The following is a 17,516-nucleotide window of genomic DNA, read 5'->3' as shown; positions in this document are numbered from 1 at the left end:
CCACAGGATTTGGCCACAGCTTGTTCGATACAAGAATCAGATCAACGACACGGGAGATTCATATGATCAGTGCGGCATTGGATATTCAGGGAGAGCGTGCTCAGCAGGCGGTTGGTGAATCGAGCACCATGAGTCTTCCCGGCAGCCGGTCGATCAGCGTCCCGGGCACCAAAACGCTGACGCCGGTCGCCAGCCAGAATCCGAACAAGAAGAAAGTGCTGTTCGTCACCTCGGAAATCGCCGACCTGGTGAAAACCGGCGGTCTGGGTGACGTCTCCGCCGCCCTGCCCCGCGCCATGGCGCACTTGCACGATGTGCGGGTGTTGATCCCCGGTTACCCGCAGGTGATGCACAGCGAGAACCCGATCCATATCATCGGCGAACTCGGCGGCCATGCCGCGCTGCCCCCGTGCAAGATCGGGCGCATGGACATGCCGGACGGACTGGTGATCTACGTCCTGATCTGCCCTGAACTGTATGAACGTGAAGGCTCGCCCTACGGCGCCAACAATGGCCGCGACTGGCCCGACAACCATATCCGTTTCGCCCGCCTGGGCCTGGCCGCTGCCGACATCGCCGCCAACCTCGCACAAATCCACTGGTGCCCGGATCTGGTGCACGCCCACGACTGGCCGGCCGGTCTGGCTCCTGCCTATATGCACTGGCGCGGGCAGCGCACGCCGACCCTGTTCACCATTCACAACCTGGCCTATCAAGGCGTGACCAGCCTCGGCTCGTGCCCGGAGCTCGGCATCCCGACCCATGCCCTGCAACAGGAAGGCATGGAGTTCTACGGCAAGATGTCGTTCCTCAAGGCTGGCATGGCCTATTCGAGTCACATCACCACGGTCAGCGCGACCTATGCGCAAGAGATCACCACCCCGGATTTCGGCTGCGGTCTCGACGGTTTCCTCGCCGCCAAGACCCAGCAAGGCTTGCTCAGCGGCATTCCCAACGGCATCGACGAGAGCTGGGATGCGGCGACGGATCCGCACCTGTTCGCGCCGTTCGCCACCGGCGACTGGGAAGGCAAAGCGATCAACGCCGCCCATGTGCGTGAACTGTTTGGTTTGAGCGACTCCAGCGGCCCGCTGTTTGCCGTGGTTTCGCGACTGGTCTATCAGAAAGGTCTGGACCTGACGCAAGCCGTCTCCGAATACATCGTGCAGAACGGCGGCCAGATCGCAATCATCGGCCGTGGCGAGCCGGAAGAGGAACAGGCCATGCGTGAGCTGGCGCTGCGCTTCCCCGGGCAGATCGGCGTGCGCATCGGCTTCAATGAAACCGACGCCCGCCGCATGTTCGCCGGCAGCGATTTCCTGCTGATGCCGTCGCGTTACGAGCCTTGCGGCCTCAGTCAGATGTACGCCCAGCGTTTCGGCTCGTTGCCGGTGGCGCGCAATACCGGCGGGCTGGCCGACACCATCGAGAATGGCGTCACCGGTTTCCTTTTCGACGAATCCACCGCCGACAGCTACCGCGAAGCCCTGAGCCGTGCGTTCAAGGTCTTCGCCTTCCCCGAATTGCTCAACGCGATGCGCTGCCGAGCCATGGCCGCGCCGTTCAACTGGTGCAAAGCGGTCGAACCCTACGCCGAACTCTACGAACGACTGGTCGCCAAGGCGCTGGGTAAAGCCGGCCACAAATAACTCAAGGAGCTTTCACGATGCCGTTACGGACCCAAGAAAACTGGCCCCACGGCGCGATCATGCAGGACGCCGAACACACTCAGTTTGCGCTGTGGGCACCGGATGCGTTTTACGTCAGTGTCGAACTTGAAGACGGCCAGTCCCTGCCGATGTTGCCGCAGGGCGATGGCTGGTTCGTGATCAAGGCCCGGTGCCCGGCGGGCACCCGCTACCGCTTCAACATCGACGGTGAACTGGAGGTGCCCGACCCGGCCTCCCGTGCTCAGGACGGTGATCTTGACCGTCACAGCGTGGTGGTCGATCCGCTGGCCTACGAATGGCGGCACACCACCTGGCACGGCCGGCCGTGGAGCGAAGCGGTGATCTACGAGCTGCACGTCGGCGCACTCGGCGGTTTTGCGGAAGTCGAGCAGCATCTGGCACGTCTGGTCGAGCTGGGGATTACCGCCATCGAACTGATGCCTGTCGCGCAATTTCCCGGTACCCGCAACTGGGGTTACGACGGCGTACTGCCTTTCGCACCTCAAGCCTCCTATGGCACCCCGGAACAACTCAAACACCTGATCGACAGCGCCCACGGCCATGGTCTGGCGGTAATTCTCGACGTGGTCTACAACCACTTCGGCCCCGACGGCAATTACCTCGGTCGCTACGCCAAAGGCTTCTTCCGCGAGGACAAGCACACGCCTTGGGGGGCGGCGATCGACTTCCGCCGCCGTGAAGTGCGGGACTTCTTTATCGAAAACGCGCTGATGTGGGTGCTCGAATACCGTTTCGACGGTCTGCGCCTGGACGCAGTGCATGCGATCGAAAGCCCGGATTTCCTGCCGGAGCTGGCACAACGCATCCGTCAACAGATCGATCCGTCGCGTCACGTCTGGCTGACCGTGGAAAACGAGCTCAACCAGTCGAGTCTGCTCGAAGAGGATTACGACGCCCAGTGGAACGACGACGGGCACAACGCCCTGCACGTGCTGCTGACCGGCGAAACCGATGCCTATTACGCTGACTATGCGCTGCAACCCACTGAGCAACTGGCCCGCTGCCTGAGCCAGGGCTTCGTGTTTCAAGGCCACATCACTCGCCACGGCGAACCGCGCGGCGAGCCCAGCGAACACCTGCCCTCCACCGCTTTCATCCTGTTCCTGCAGAACCACGACCAGATCGGCAACCGGGCCTTCGGCGAACGCCTGCATCAATTGGCCGACCCACGCGCCGTGCAGGCCGCCACCGTGCTGTTACTGCTGTCACCGATGATTCCGCTGATGTTCATGGGCGACGAGTTCGCCGCCGAGCAACCGTTCCTGTTCTTTACCAGCCACCACGGTGAACTGGCGGATCTGGTGCGCGAAGGCCGGCGCAATGAGTTCGCCGCATTCAGCGCCTTCACCGATCCGCACCAGCGCGAAAAAATTCCCGACCCGAATGCTGAACAGACCTTCCACGCCTCACAGCCACGCCTGGTCGGCAGCGGCAGCGCAAAACAGCAGGAAACCCTCGCGCTGTACCGACGCCTGCTGCAATTGCGCCATCAATACATCATTCCCAACCTGTCCGGTACTCAGGCGCTCGGGGCGCACATGCTCGGGCGTGGCGCGGTCAGTGCGCGCTGGCGCCTGGGCGATGGCAGTGAGCTGCGAATTGACCTGAACCTCAGCGACACGCCAGTGGTCAACCCAGCACAGAGCGACGCTGTGTGGCTGTTTCAGCAACCGCCCGCCGTTGCCCTGTCGGAACCGGGCCAACTGCCCGCGTATTGCGCGCTTGTCAGCCTCACGGCCGCAACCCCCTTGCAACCTCTGGATGGAGAGCGCCTATGAGCGATGCGCAACTGGAAATACTCGCAAGCCGCGCCGGCCTCGCCGTCGACTGGATCGACGCCAACGGCCGCCCGCAGAAAGTCGCCCCGGCGGTACTGCGCAACGTTCTTACCGGGCTGGGTCATCCGGCCAACACCGCGCAGGAAATCGATGCCAGCCTGCTGCAACTGCAACAAGTACAGCAAGATCGTCACTTGCCACCGCTGTTGACCGCCGATGTCGGGGTCGGCGTTGATCTGGCTCGCTATTTCGAGCCTGAGACGCCTTGCGAAATCCACCTCGAAGACGGTTCCCGCCTTAACCTCAAACTCGACGCCGAAGCGAAACTGCCCGGCTTGATCCCGGTCGGTTATCAGCAGGTGCATATCGCCGATCAGTATTTCACTCTGGCCGTGGCCCCCGAGCGCTGCTTCAGCGTGGGCGATGCGGTGGACAACCCGATCCCTCGCGTCTGGGGTCTGAGTGCGCAGCTGTACAGTCTGCGTCGCCCCGGAGACTGCGGCTTTGGTGACACCCAGGCACTGGAGGAACTGGCTCGTGTAGCCGGCGAACGCGGCGCCGATGCGCTGGCGATCAGTCCGTTGCACGCGATGTTCAGCGCCGATACCGGGCGCTACAGCCCTTATTCGCCCTCCAGCCGTCTGTTTCTCAACCCCCTGTATGCCGCACCGGGCGCCATCCTTGGCGAACGGGCTCTGCGCGATGCGATCGACGCCAGTGGGCTGGCGGAACAATTTCGCCAACTGGAAGATTCGAAACTGATCGACTGGCCGACCGCCGCCAACGCCAAACAGGCATTGCTGCAAGCCTTGTACGATGGTTTTGTCGCCGGCGAACATCCGTTGCACCCGGACTTCGCCAGTTTCCGTCATGCCGGTGGCGAAGCGCTGGAAAACCACTGCCGCTTCGAAGCGATTCAGGAAATGCGCGCCGCCCGTGGCGAAAGCCTCGACTGGCGCGAATGGCCGGAACACTGGCACGACCCGCGCGGTGCCGCCCTTGAAGCCTTTGCCGAGGAATACGCCGAACGCATCGGTTACTTCGCCTTCTGCCAATGGCTGATCCACCGCTGCCTGGAGCGCGCGCAGACGGCTGCCCGTAGCGCCGGCATGGGCATCGGCCTGATCGCCGACCTCGCGGTCGGAGCCGACGGCGCCGGCAGTCAGGCCTGGAGCTTTCAGGATGAATTGCTGGCCTCGCTCACCGTGGGTGCGCCGCCGGACATCCTCAACCGCTCCGGTCAGGGCTGGGGGATATCCGCGTTCTCGCCCGAGGGCCTGGTCCGTAATGGATTTCGCGCGTTCATCGACATGCTCCGGGCCAACTTCGCCCATGCCGGCGGACTGCGCATCGATCATGTGATGGGCCTGCAACGCCTGTGGGTGATCCCCAATGGCGCCGCTCCGGCCGATGGCGCTTATCTGTATTACCCGTTCGACGACCTGCTGCGTCTGCTGACCCTCGAATCCCATCGGCATCAGGCCATCGTCCTCGGCGAAGACTTGGGCACGGTGCCAGAGGGGCTGCGGGAAAAGCTCAGCGCACGTTCGATTCTCGGCATGCGCGTGCTGTTGTTTGAACAGGACAACACCCGTTTCAAGCCGATCCTTGACTGGCCGGACAACGCACTGGCGACCACCAGCACCCACGATCTGCCGACGCTCAACGGTTGGTGGCACGGCCGTGACATCGACTGGAATGCGCGCCTGGGCTTTGTCGATGCCAACGGTGAAATCGACTGGCGCCGTCATCGCCAGCGCGAACGCGAAGGCCTGCGCGGAGCCCTGAGTCAGGACCCGCAGAACTTTCGCGAAGAGTCCCACGAAGCCGATCAGGTGGTGGACGCCAGCGTGCGTTTCCTCGGCCACACCCGCGCGCCGCTGGTGTTGCTGCCGCTGGAGGATGCGCTGGGCATCGACGAACAAGCCAACCTGCCGGGTACCATCGACAGCCATCCGAACTGGTCGCGGCGCCTGCCTGGCAACAGCGAAGCATTGCTCGACGGCACCGATGCTGCGCGGCGTCTGGAACTGCTGGCCTGTGCCCGCCTGCAAGCTGCCGAGCGTGACCAATGAACCAGACGCTCATCCAGCCCCTGCGCGCCACCCTGCGCCTGCAATTTCACAAGGGTTTCACGTTGGAACAAGCGGTGCCGCTGGTACCCTACTTTGCCCGTCTCGGCATCAGTCACCTCTACGCCTCACCGCTGCTCGCGGCCCGCGCCGGCTCGATGCACGGCTACGACGTGGTCGACCCGACCCAGGTCAATCCGGAACTCGGCGGCGAACCGGCGCTGCGGCGTCTGGTCAGCACCCTGCGCGAACACAACATGGGGCTGATCCTCGACATCGTCTCCAACCACATGGCCGTCGGCGGCGGGGACAACCCATGGTGGCTCGACCTGCTGGAATGGGGCCGACTCAGCCCTTACGGCGAGTTCTTCGACATCCAGTGGCACTCGCCGGATCCATTGATGGAAGGCCAGTTGCTGCTGCCGTTTCTCGGCAGCGATTACGGCGTCGCGTTGCAGGAAGGCACGCTGAAACTGCACTTCGACGCACAGCAAGGGCGCTTTTACGTCGAGCATTACGAACACCACTTCCCGATCTGCCCGAATGACTACGGTGAACTGCTCAAACCCATTGAGACGCTGAAGTCACTGGCTGATCGTTTCAGTGCGTTGAGCTACCAGAACGACGCGCATGCGCTGGCGATGCCGCTCAAAGCTGAATTGAAGGAGCTGGCAAGCGATCCGCAGATCTTCGCCGCGATCAAGGAAAGTCTCGCGCATTACGCTTCCACCACTGCCGAAGGTTTTGACAAGCTGCATCAATTGCTCGAACGCCAGAGCTACCGTCTGGCCAGTTGGCGCACCGCAGCGGATGACATCAACTGGCGGCGTTTTTTCGACATCAACGAACTCGGCGGCCTGCGTGTCGAACGCCCGGCGGTGTTCGAAGCGACTCACGGCAAGATTTTCCAGTTGATCGCCGAAGGGCTGGTCGACGGTTTGCGCATCGACCACATCGACGGCCTCGCCGACCCGCGTGGCTATTGCCGCAAGCTGCGGCGGCGCCTCGACTTGCTCGCGCCGGGTCGGCACTTGCCGATCTACGTCGAGAAGATTCTCGGTGAAGGCGAAACGCTGCGCACCGACTGGGCGGTGGATGGCAGCACCGGTTACGAGTTCATGAATCAGCTCTCGTTGCTGCAACACGACCCCGATGGCGAACACGTCCTCGGCGATCTGTGGCAGCGGCGTACCGAGCGTCCGGCGGCGTTCATCGAAGAAGCGCAACTGGCGCGCCAGCAGATTCTCTATGGCTCGCTGGCCAGTGACTTCGAAAGCGTCGCTCAGGCGCTGCTGCAGGTTGCCCGGGACGACCTGATGACCCGCGACCTGACCCTCGGCGCGATTCGCCGTGTGTTGCAGGCGCTGATCGTGCATTTCCCGGTGTATCGCACCTACATCAGCGCACTCGGTCGCTCGGCCCAGGATGAGCACTTCTTCCAACAAGCCATGGACGGCGCCCGGCAGACCCTGAGCGAAGGCGACTGGCCGGTGCTCGACTGCGTGGCCGCATGGCTCGGTGGCACGCCATGGCGGCACACACCGCGCGGACGCTCGCGCAAGATTCTCAAGCACGCCTGCGTTCGTTTCCAGCAACTGACCTCCCCAGCGGCGGCCAAAGCCGTGGAAGACACCGCGCTGTACCGCTCGGCGGTGCTGCTGTCGCGCAACGACGTCGGCTACAACACCGAACAGTTCAGCGCACCGCTGAGTGACTTCCACGCGATCAATCAACAGCGCATGGAGGCGTTTCCCGACAACTTGCTGGCCACCGCCACCCATGACCACAAACGCGGCGAGGACACCCGTGCGCGGCTGGCGGTGCTCAGCGAGCGCAGCCACTGGTACGCCGAACAGGTCGAGTTGTGGCGCGCCCTCGCCCGTCCGCTGCGTGACGATGATCAACAGCCCTCGTCCGCTGATGAACTGATCCTCTATCAAGCCCTGCTCGGTAGTTGGCCGCTGCACTTGCGCGATGACGATCAGGCCGGTTTGGCCGATTACGCCGAGCGGATCTGGCAATGGCAGCAGAAAGCCCTGCGCGAAGCCAAGCTGCAAAGCAGTTGGAGTGCGCCGAATGAAGCCTATGAAAACGCTGCGCAGACGTTCACTCAACGCCTGCTCACCGGTGAAGCGGGCGAGCTGCTGCGCGCCGCGCTGAGCAAGACCGTCAACAGCATCGCTGCGGCCGGCGCCCTCAACAGTCTGGCGCAAACCTTGCTGCGCATGACGGTGCCGGGGGTGCCGGATCTGTATCAGGGCAACGAGTTCTGGGATTTCAGCCTGGTCGATCCGGACAACCGCCGGCCGGTGGATTACGCCGCTCGCGAGCAGGCCCTGCATGAACGTGTTGAAGTCGAGACGTTGCTGGCGAACTGGCGTGACGGGCGTATCAAGCAAGCGCTGATCGCCGAGGTGCTGAACCAGCGCGTCGAACACGCCGAGCTGTTCCGGCGCGGCGCGTACCAGGCCCTGGAGGTACTGGGCAGCCAGGCGCACAACGTGCTCGCGTTTGCCCGTGAGCACGAGGGGATGTACGCCATCGTGATCGTCCCGGTGCGCTGCGCGACGCTGCTGGAAAACGGTGCCGTCCCTCAAGTTGATGCGCCGCGCTGGGGCGATACACGGGTGGTTTTACCGTTCGCCGCCTCCGACACAAACCTGAAGGGACTTTTTCACAGCAGCGCAGTCACAAAAAACAGGGAGCTGAACGTCAGCGCCGCGCTGGGGGATATCCCGGTCAATCTGTTTATCCAACTCTTTACGTAACGACGAGTTCAGTTCAGGAGCATTGCGATGAGTACCGACGATAAACGCATCCGCGAGTTCGCCTATCAGATCTGGGAATCAGAGGGCAAACCTGAAGGTCATGAAGCACGCCACTGGGAGATGGCGCGCAAACTGGCTGAAGCCGAGGCTTTGGCGCCGAAGAAAGCACCGAAGGCAGCGGGCAGCAAGACTGCCGGCAAAGGAACTGACAGCAAGGCCCCGGCGGCCAAGCCCAAGGCGCCAGCGGCCGCCAAAGCCAAACCGGCAGGCGCCGCCAAAGTCGTACCGCCGGGTGAGAAAGCCGCCGAGAAAAAGCCCCGCGCCCCACGCAAGCCCCCGGCCAACTGACACACCCGGATTATCGAACTGAATGACCGTGTGGCGGGTTCGCCCGCCACGCAGGGACAACTCGTCCTTAAAAAACCCAATAACCCCTGTCAGGGAGAGATGTCTGTGGTGAGGGGATTTATCCCCGATCGGCTGCAAAGCAGTCACAGGGCCGCTGCGCGATCCATCGGGGATAAATCCCCTCACCACAGATTCTTTTCCCACCGTTGATTATTCGAACCAACCCGTTTTGCAGGAGCAATCATGACCAGTCCAAAAAAAGCCGAGCCCGCAGCGCACGCTGAACCGTCGAGAATCCGTGAAGGCCTGCCCTTCCCGCTCGGTGCGACCTGGGATGGTCTGGGGGTCAACTTTGCGCTGTTTTCCGCCAATGCCACCAAGGTTGAGTTGTGCATCTTCGACGACGCCGGCGAAGTTGAACTCGAACGTATCGAACTGCCGGAATACACCGACGAGATCTACCACGGTTATCTGCCCGACGCCCACCCGGGGCTGATCTACGGCTACCGCGTCTATGGCCCGTATGACCCGGCCAACGGCCACCGCTTCAACCACAACAAACTGCTGATCGACCCCTACGCCAAGCAACTGGTTGGCGAATTGAAATGGTCCGAGGCGCTGTTCGGCTACACCATCGGCCATCCCGACGCCGACCTCAGTTTCGATGAGCGCGACAGTGCGCCGTTCGTGCCCAAATGCAAAGTCATCGACCCGGCGCACACCTGGGGCAACGACCATCGCGTCAGCGTGCCGTGGGACAAAACCATCATTTATGAAACCCACGTACGCGGCATCAGCATGCGTCATCCGTCGGTGCCGGAGAACGTGCGTGGCACCTTCGCCGGGTTGATGGTCGATGATGTGCTCGAACACATCCGCAAACTCGGCGTGTCGTCGGTGGAACTGCTGCCGATTCACGCGTTCGTCAATGACCAGCACCTGCTGCACAAGGGCATGACCAACTACTGGGGCTACAACAGTATCGCCTTCTTCGCCCCCGACCCGCGCTATCTGGCCAGCGGCAAGATCGCCGAGTTCAAGGAGATGGTCGCGCACCTGCACGAGGCCAATCTGGAAGTGATCCTCGACGTGGTCTACAACCACACCGCCGAGGGCAACGAACAAGGCCCGACCCTGTCGATGCGCGGTATCGACAACGCCTCGTATTACCGGTTGATGCCGGACGACAAGCGCTACTACATCAACGATTCCGGCACCGGTAACACCCTCGACCTGAGCCACCCGTGCGTGCTGCAGATGGTCACCGACTCGCTGCGTTACTGGGCCAGCGAAATGCATGTCGACGGTTTCCGCTTCGACCTGGCAACGATTCTCGGGCGTTATCACGACGGTTTCGACGAACGCCACAGTTTCCTCGTCGCCTGCCGTCAGGATCCGGTACTGCGCCAGGTGAAAATGATCGCCGAGCCATGGGACTGCGGCCCCGGCGGCTATCAGGTCGGCCACTTCCCGCCGGGCTGGGTCGAGTGGAACGACAAATTCCGCGACACCGTGCGCGCGTTCTGGAAAGGCGACGACGGCCAAGTTGCCGACTTCGCCAGCCGCATGACCGCGTCCGGCGAGATGTTCAACCAGCGTGGGCGACGGCCGTATTCGTCGGTGAATTTCATCACCGCCCACGACGGTTTCACCCTCAACGATCTGGTGTCGTACAACGACAAGCACAACGAGGCCAACGACGAGAACAACCAGGACGGCAGCAATAACAACCTGTCGTGGAACCACGGCGTCGAAGGCCCGACCGACGACCCGGAGATCAACGCGCTGCGCCACCGGCAGATGCGCAACTTCTTCGCCACGCTGCTGCTGTCGCAGGGCACGCCGATGATCGTTGCCGGCGACGAGTTCGCCCGCACGCAGGACGGCAACAACAACGCCTATTGCCAGGACAGCGAGATCGGTTGGGTCAACTGGGACCTGAGCGAGGATGGCAAGGCGCTGCTCAAGTTCGTCAAGCGCCTGATCAAGTTGCGCATGGCATATCCGATTCTGCGCCGTGGGCGCTTCCTGGTCGGCGAATACAACGAGGACATTGGCGTCAAGGACGTCACCTGGCTGGCGCCGGATGGCACCGAGATGACCACCGAACACTGGCATGACGCGCATAACCGTTGCCTGGGCATGCTGCTCGATGGCCGTGCGCAGGAGACCGGGATCCGCCGCAAGGGTGCCGACGCGACGCTGCTGCTGGTGGTCAACGCCCATCACGACATCGTCAATTTCAGCCTGCCGGAAGTGCCCGAAGGCAGTTTCTGGACCTGCATGATCGATACCAATCAACCGGCCATTCGCGGTCAGGAGCGCTTCGAGTTCGGCCATGAATACTCGGTCACCGGCCGTTCGCTGCTGCTGTTCGAACTGCAACGCGAAGAAGAAGACTGATATGGACCTGCAACACTATCTGGCGCGCCGCCCGCCGGACTACGCCGACACCGCCGCCCTCGGCCACTGCCTGCGGGCGTTGGTCGAAGCCGGGCTGGATCAACTGCCGTTACCGGGCAGCGGCCTTACGCTGGAGCGTTTTCAGCGTCTGGCCGAAGTCGGCGGACACGACTTGGGCTTGTGCAAACTCTACGAAGGCCACACCGACGCACTGGCGATCATCGAACAGCTCGGTGGTTCGCCCACCCCGGGCAGCACCTGGGGCATGTGGGCCGCTGAACCGCCGCAGGCGCGGGTGCAAGTGCACCCGGCCGGGCACATGGTGCGTCTCGACGGGCGCAAGGCCTGGTGTTCCGGGGCGGCGGTGCTCAGCCATGCGCTGCTCACCGCGTGGGACGCCGAAGATCGTCAGCAACTGGTGGCGGTGGCGCTTGATCAACCGGGCGTGACCATCACCGATCAGGGCTGGCAAGCGGTCGGTATGGGTGCCACCGGCAGCGTCGAAGTGTTGTTCGACGGCGCCGAAGCCCAGGCCATCGGCGAACCCGGCGACTACCTGAAACGTCCGGGTTTCTGGCAAGGCGGGATCGGCATCGCGGCGTGCTGGTACGGCGCGGCGCGGCAGATCGCCGAGGCACTGCGGCAACACTGCGCGCAACGCCAGGAGCCACACGCCCTCGCCCACCTCGGTGCGGTCGATGCGGCGTTGTACGCAGCGGCGAATGTGCTGCGTTTCAGTGCTCTGCATATTGATGCGCACCCCGAAGCCGATGCACGACTGTTGGCCCAGCGCGCCCGCGCTGTGGTCGAACAATCCGCTGAGCAGGTAATGCGCGATGTCGGCCGGGCGCTGGGGGCCGGACCATTCTGCAAGGATCGACACTTCGCTCGGTTGAACGCCGATCTGCCGGTGTTCCTGCGTCAGAGCCATGCCGAGCGTGACCTTGCCGCGCTCGGCCAAGCGCTGGCCGAATACCCTGAGGAGGCGTGGACGCTATGAATGTCGCGAACAAACCCGATCCGATCATCGGCCACCAAGGCACGTCCCTGCTGCAATGGCAACATTCCCGGCACCTGGCGGCGCTGGACAGCGTCGATGTCCTCAGTCTGGTGCCACCGGGCGCGCGGGCGGTGATTGTCGCGCCGCACCCGGACGACGAAGTGCTCGGCTGCGGCGGGATGCTGCAGTTGCTGGCCGCCGCCGGGCGGCAGTTGCAACTGATCTCGGTCACCGATGGCAGCGCCAGTCATCCCGGCTCCGAGCGCTGGCCGGTGGAACGTCTGAGCGTGGTGCGGCCGCAGGAATCGGCAGAAGCCCTGCGCCGCCTCGGCGTGCCGCTGCACCGGATGAAATGGCTGCGCGGCGGTTTCAGCGACAGCCAGGTGGCCGAGGATGAAACGTCGCTGGTCGCGTTCATCGAACGCCATCTGCGCCCCGGCGATGTGGTGTTCAGCACTTGGTGCGAGGACGGCCATTGCGATCACGAAGCCGCCGGCCGTGCCAGTATCGAGGCCGCACGCCGGGTCGGCGCCACCTGCCACGAACTGCCGGTATGGACCTGGCACTGGGCCTCCCCCGAAGACGCTGCGGTGCCGTGGCAGCGCGCACGCAAAATCCTGTTGTCACCCGAGCAAGTGGCGCGCAAACGGCACGCGGTGCATGCCTTTGCCAGCCAACTGGAAGGCGACCCGCAAGCCGGGCTGCAACCGGTGCTGGCGCCCTACGTGCTGGATCGGCTGCTGCAACCTTTCGAAGTGGTGTTCCTGTGAGTGTCGATGATCGCTACTTCGAAGGCTTGTTCCGCGCCAGCGATGACCCTTGGGCGTTTCGCGAGCGCTGGTACGAACAACGCAAACGCGCGATCACCCTCGCGGCCCTGCCCCGCGCGCATTATCGGGCGATCTTCGAACCCGGATGCGCCAATGGTGAATTGAGTGCCGAACTGGCTGGCCGCTGCGACCGCCTGCTGTGTTGCGACACTGCCAGCGCGGCGGTGAATCTGGCGCGCAGCCGATTGAGCCTGTTCGACCACGCCGAAGTCCGCCAGAGTCGCCTGCCCGGCGACTGGCCGGAAGAAAAATTCGACCTGATTGTATTAAGCGAAATCGGCTACTACCTCGATGCCCAGGATCTGACAGACGTGATCCGGCGCATCAGCGATTCCCTGACCGCAGACGGGCAATTGCTCGCTTGCCACTGGCGCCCGCCCATCGACGGCTGCCCGCTCAATGCCCGCCAGGTGCATGACCTGATTCACGAACAATTGCCGCTGCCGCGTCTGGCGCTGCATCAGGAAGCCGACTTCATCCTTGAGGTCTGGAGCCGCGAGCCGCGCTCGGTGGCCGCACTGGAGGGCCTGCGATGATCGGCATTCTGATTCCCGCGCACAACGAAGAAGACTTGCTCGAGCAGTGCCTGACAGCCGCCCTGCGCGCCAGCAAACACGGACTGCTGGCCGGCGAACCGGTGGAGGTGCTGGTGGTGCTCGACAGTTGTACCGACCGGTCGGCACAGATTGTCAGCGGCTTTCCGGTGCTGAGTCTGCACATTGACGCTCGCAACGTCGGCCAGGCCCGTGCCGCTGGCGCGCAGGTTTTGCTGGAGCGTGGTGCACGCTGGATCTCCTGCTCCGACGCCGACAGCCGTGTGGCCGACGACTGGCTGGTGGCGCAGTTGGGCCTGGGCGCCGACGCGGTATGCGGCACGGTAACCGTCGAACACTGGGATCAATCGTTCGACGAAGCCGCGCAAATCCGCTATCACAGCCACTATCAGGCGCGTGACGGGCATCGGCACATTCACGGTGCCAACCTCGGAATCAGCGCAGACGCCTATCGTTGGGCCGGGGGGTTCAAACCTTTGGCCTGCGATGAAGATGTCCAACTGGTGCGGCAACTGGAGCTGTCCGGTGCCGACATCGCCTGGAGCCATCGCCCGCAAGTGCACACCAGCGCCCGTCTGGACAGCCGAGCCCGGGGCGGATTCGGTGATTACTTGCGGAAAGTGGTACAGATAGACATAAAAAAAGCGGATCAGATTGATCTGTGACGCGACGAATCAACTTTCATGAGCAATACTCTGCTGCGCGGCAATCCAGGGTTCGGAGCGACGCACGGCAATTCATCCGCCTTCACGGGTCGCGCGCACCTGGTTTTCCACGGTGTCTGCACGACTGAGGGCCAGAGACAACAAGGACGTAATACCCATGAAACCGTTATTCCTCAGCGAACACTCGCTGCCGGCGCAGATATGGAACAGCGCCCCGCAGCTGGACAACATTCCCGTCATCAACACCCACAGCCTCGTTCCCCCCGGTGCCCGTGCCGTCGTGGTCGCCCCGCATCCGGGTGATGAAGTGGTGACCTGTGGCGGTCTCCTGCAACTGCTTTCCAGCCTCGGTCATCCGCTGCAACTGCTGTCGATCACCGACGGCAGCGCCAGCCATCCGGGTTCACGACAATGGTCGGAAAAACGCCTGAGCGTATTCCGTCCCCAGGAAAGCGTCGAGGCCCTGCGCCGGCTCGGCCTGCCGATGCACAGTCTGAAATGGGTGCGCGGCGGTTTTACCGACAACGCGCTGCTCGACTGCGAGGCTGACATCACCCACTTCATCGCGCGCTACCTGCGCCCCGGCGACGTGGTGTTCAGCACCTGGCGCAACGACAGCAACGACGACCATGAAGCGGTCGGCCGTGCCAGTGCCCAAGCGGCTGCGCAAGTCGGCGCGACCTTCCATGACGTGCCGGTCTGGGCCTGGCACTGGCCGGAACGCGAGCAGAACCTGATTCCCTGGGAACGTGCGCGCAAACTGCGACTCGACACCTGGACCGTGGCGCGCAAAAGTCACGCCACCCACGCCTATGCCAGCCAGCTCAAGGGCGAACCGGCGATCGGCATTGCGCCGATGCTGCCGCGGGTGATCCTCGAGCGCATGCGCTTGCCGTACGAAATCGTGCTCATCTGAAACACGTTTCCCCTGTGGGAGCGGGCTTGCTCGCGAAGAGGCCAGTACTGCCGGCGCCTATTCCTTTGGCACCACATTATCCAGTGCCTGATTCACCGCCAGCTCCCCCAGCATCACCACCTGCGCGATGCCCAACGCCGTATGACGGCTCGGCCCTTCGAGCGTGCCGGCGAAATCACCGAGCATCACCGTGGCCGAGGCCAGGGACTCGCAGGCGTTGGCCAGCAGCGATTCGGTATCGGTTTGCGGGTTGACCAGGAACATGCTGCTGGGGGTGTACGGCGTTGCCATGATGTGCGCGGGCGCGAGGTAGTGGTCGAGGGCGCGTTCGGCAGCTTCGTGGAGTTTTCTGGAGTTGTGGGATTCGTAGGGTGATACCGGGTCTGTAGCGGGTGGATTGGGGGTGGTTTCGGGCATCATCAGTTGGAACTCCGATCGAGGCACTTTGAAAGAATGAGTCTCTGTAGGAGCTGCCGCAGGCTGCGATCTTTTGATGTTGCTTTTAAAAAAACAAGATCAAAAGATCGCAGCCTTCGGCAGCTCCTACAGAGGACCGGGCAGTTAGTTCGGCACGCGGCGGCCGTCCAGGACTCGGTTGACCATCAGTTCACTGAGCATGATCACCTGATGCAGCATCAGCATGGCCCGGCGCTGTGGGTGGTCGGCGACGTCGCTGATGTCCCGGGCCATGTCGCTGGCGGCGGCTAATGATTCGCAGGCTTCGACGAGCAAGGTTTCCTCGTCCACGGTGGGGTCGATGAGGAAGATTCTGCTGGATTTGCGTGACGAGGCTGAAGGGATCGAGATCTTCAGGGCGCCGGAGTTGAGGTAGAAGTTGATGGCGCGGTCGGTTGCCGCTTTTATCTTCTGCGGGTCGAGGGCCGGGTCGTACGGGATTGAGGCGTCCGGGGGATTGGGTGTGGCTTTGAACATAGGTGACTCACTGTTTTAAATGAATGAGGAGCCATCACTCTCGCTACCAAACGAAGGGTGGCGGCCATTTGTGGGTTGGTAGACCGGTCAAAACAGTAAACCCGGCGCTCCCGAAGGAGCCCCACGCATGGCCACCATAAAAGCAGAGCCCCAAAAACGGACCTGTAATGTGGCGCACGACTGTAATGAAACGGGCTACCAAACCCGATCACTGTTTTCCAGTGACAGGGAAACGATATCGCCCACCTCATAGCCGTGTAAGCTGGCGGATTCTGGCGTACGCGTAGGTAACGGCGCAAGGCGTTGTAGCCGGTATGGCGTAACGGATCGTGTACTTTAAACGTGGTTGCGCGGTTATGTTTATGTGCGGGGTTTGGTCTGTTGTTTTGATTTTGTCTGGCAGGCCGCTTTCGCGAGCAGGCTCGCTCCCACAGTTGGAATGCTTGCATTCAGTGGGAGGTTGGTCGGCTGGTGAGCCGACATCGCTGGCAAGCCAGCTCCCACAATTTGACCGAGTGCATTCAGTCAGAGATTGGTCGATCGGCAGGCCGCTTTCGCGAGCAGGCTCGCTGCCACCGGTTTTCTGGCGGCTCGGGTGATTTGTGTTACGGCCTGAGGCATCTGGAAGGAACTGCCCGCGCACAGACCAGTCGCATGAACAGGAAGCCGTTTTTTCAGAGGAGTGAACGTGTCCAGTGATCCCGAGCGTCACGCCGTCGACGCCCCCGTCATTCATCGCCTGCGCGTGCTGACGGTCAATACCCACAAGGGCTTCACCGCCCTCAATCGGCGCTTCATCTTGCCGGAACTGCGCGAAGCGGTGCGCAGCACCTCGGCCGATCTGGTGTTTCTCCAGGAAGTCGTTGGCGAACACGAGCGCCATTCCAACCGTTACAACGAATGGCCACAAACCTCGCAATACGAATTTCTTGCCGACAGCATGTGGAGCGATTTTGCCTACGGACGCAACGCGGTGTACCCCGATGGCCATCACGGCAATGCCCTGCTGTCAAAATACCCGATCCGCGAATACCGCAACCTCGACGTGTCGATCACCGGCCCCGAACGCCGTGGCTTGCTGCATTGCGTACTGGACGTGCCGGGCCACGCCGAAGTCCACGCCATCTGCGTGCATTTGAGCTTGCTGGAAAGCCATCGCCAGTTGCAGTTGCAGCTGCTTTGCCAGTTGCTCGAATCCTTGCCCGAGGACGCGCCGGTGATCATTGCCGGCGACTTCAACGACTGGCAATTGCAAGGCAATGCCGCCCTCGCCCGCCGCGATTACCTGCACGAAGCGTTCGAACGCCACCATGGCCGTCCGGCCAAGACCTATCCAGCGCGTTTTCCACTGTTGCGCCTGGACCGCATCTATCTGCGCAATGCCAGCAGCCACGACCCGCAGATCCTCGGCAACAAACCGTGGACACATTTGTCGGACCACTTGCCACTGGCGGTGGAAGTGCACCTGTAATCCTGCTGCGGCAGCGATCCCCGGCTCACCGAAAACGCCTGTGTGAGCAGGCTTGCCCGCGATGACGGCGGATCAGGCAACAGAGAT

At 62.7% G+C, this 17,516-nt stretch carries 14 protein-coding genes; 12 read left to right on the top strand and 2 right to left on the bottom strand.

Going from position 1 to position 17,516, the window contains the following annotated elements; translation table 11 throughout:
• Positions 1-62 precede the first annotated feature (62 nt).
• The 11 genes from glgA to GTQ41_RS12760 all read left to right on the top strand — a co-directional run bounded on the left by glgA (position 63) and on the right by GTQ41_RS12760 (position 15,025).
• Positions 63-1,649, top strand: a complete 1,587-nt coding sequence (gene glgA / locus GTQ41_RS12810) for a glycogen synthase GlgA (protein ID WP_217325514.1) — start codon at positions 63-65, stop codon at positions 1,647-1,649.
• Between the two features lie 17 nt (positions 1,650-1,666).
• Positions 1,667-3,469: a malto-oligosyltrehalose trehalohydrolase gene (treZ, locus tag GTQ41_RS12805; RefSeq protein WP_047294194.1), complete on the top strand. Its 1,803-nt coding sequence runs from the start codon at positions 1,667-1,669 to the stop codon at positions 3,467-3,469.
• On the top strand, positions 3,466-5,544 hold the full coding sequence (malQ, locus tag GTQ41_RS12800) for a 4-alpha-glucanotransferase (protein ID WP_047294192.1): 2,079 nt from the start codon (positions 3,466-3,468) through the stop codon (positions 5,542-5,544). The genes treZ and malQ overlap by 4 nt, the downstream gene beginning before the upstream one ends.
• A complete protein-coding gene (locus tag GTQ41_RS12795; protein ID WP_047294190.1) occupies positions 5,541-8,309 on the top strand; it encodes a malto-oligosyltrehalose synthase in 2,769 nt (922 codons plus the stop codon). Before malQ ends, GTQ41_RS12795 begins: the two co-directional genes overlap by 4 nt.
• A gap of 27 nt (positions 8,310-8,336) precedes the next feature.
• Entirely contained in the window at positions 8,337-8,657 is a 321-nt protein-coding gene (locus GTQ41_RS12790; RefSeq protein ID WP_047294188.1) for a DUF2934 domain-containing protein, read from the top strand.
• A gap of 243 nt (positions 8,658-8,900) precedes the next feature.
• Positions 8,901-11,060: a glycogen debranching protein GlgX gene (glgX, locus tag GTQ41_RS12785; RefSeq protein WP_047294185.1), complete on the top strand. Its 2,160-nt coding sequence runs from the start codon at positions 8,901-8,903 to the stop codon at positions 11,058-11,060.
• A gap of 1 nt (position 11,061) precedes the next feature.
• Complete coding sequence (locus GTQ41_RS12780) at positions 11,062-12,060, top strand: acyl-CoA dehydrogenase family protein (protein ID WP_047294183.1); 999 nt, start codon at positions 11,062-11,064, stop codon at positions 12,058-12,060.
• Positions 12,057-12,830, top strand: a complete 774-nt coding sequence (locus GTQ41_RS12775) for a PIG-L deacetylase family protein (protein WP_047294181.1) — start codon at positions 12,057-12,059, stop codon at positions 12,828-12,830. The genes GTQ41_RS12780 and GTQ41_RS12775 overlap by 4 nt, the downstream gene beginning before the upstream one ends.
• Entirely contained in the window at positions 12,827-13,426 is a 600-nt protein-coding gene (locus GTQ41_RS12770) for an SAM-dependent methyltransferase (protein ID WP_047294179.1), read from the top strand. Before GTQ41_RS12775 ends, GTQ41_RS12770 begins: the two co-directional genes overlap by 4 nt.
• Complete coding sequence (locus GTQ41_RS12765) at positions 13,423-14,109, top strand: glycosyltransferase family 2 protein (protein ID WP_217325513.1); 687 nt, start codon at positions 13,423-13,425, stop codon at positions 14,107-14,109. Before GTQ41_RS12770 ends, GTQ41_RS12765 begins: the two co-directional genes overlap by 4 nt.
• 157 nt (positions 14,110-14,266) lie before the next feature.
• Positions 14,267-15,025, top strand: coding sequence for a PIG-L deacetylase family protein (locus GTQ41_RS12760; RefSeq protein ID WP_047294177.1), 759 nt, complete (start codon positions 14,267-14,269; stop codon positions 15,023-15,025).
• 57 nt (positions 15,026-15,082) lie between these two features.
• On the opposite strand, the gene GTQ41_RS12755 is transcribed toward GTQ41_RS12760, so the two are convergent.
• Together GTQ41_RS12755 and GTQ41_RS12750 are read right to left on the bottom strand one after the other, a co-directional pair.
• Positions 15,083-15,442 carry a DUF6124 family protein gene (locus GTQ41_RS12755; RefSeq protein ID WP_047294670.1) on the bottom strand — a complete coding sequence of 120 codons (360 nt, stop codon included), beginning with the start codon at positions 15,440-15,442 and terminating at the stop codon, positions 15,083-15,085.
• Positions 15,443-15,586: 144 nt separating this feature from the next.
• Positions 15,587-15,958: a DUF6124 family protein gene (locus GTQ41_RS12750; RefSeq protein ID WP_047294175.1), complete on the bottom strand. Its 372-nt coding sequence runs from the start codon at positions 15,956-15,958 to the stop codon at positions 15,587-15,589.
• Positions 15,959-16,646: 688 nt separating this feature from the next.
• Here GTQ41_RS12750 and GTQ41_RS12745 point away from each other — a divergent pair.
• Positions 16,647-17,429 (top strand): endonuclease/exonuclease/phosphatase family protein, encoded by a 783-nt coding sequence (locus GTQ41_RS12745; RefSeq protein ID WP_047294172.1) that lies wholly within the window; start codon positions 16,647-16,649, stop codon positions 17,427-17,429.
• Positions 17,430-17,516 lie beyond the last annotated feature (87 nt).

It is taken from the genome of Pseudomonas sp. AN-B15 (genome assembly GCF_019056475.1).
Classification (GTDB): domain Bacteria; phylum Pseudomonadota; class Gammaproteobacteria; order Pseudomonadales; family Pseudomonadaceae; genus Aquipseudomonas; species Aquipseudomonas parakoreensis.
Note: the sequence above shows the minus strand (reverse complement) of the source record. Positions and strands in the feature narration are given on the sequence as shown.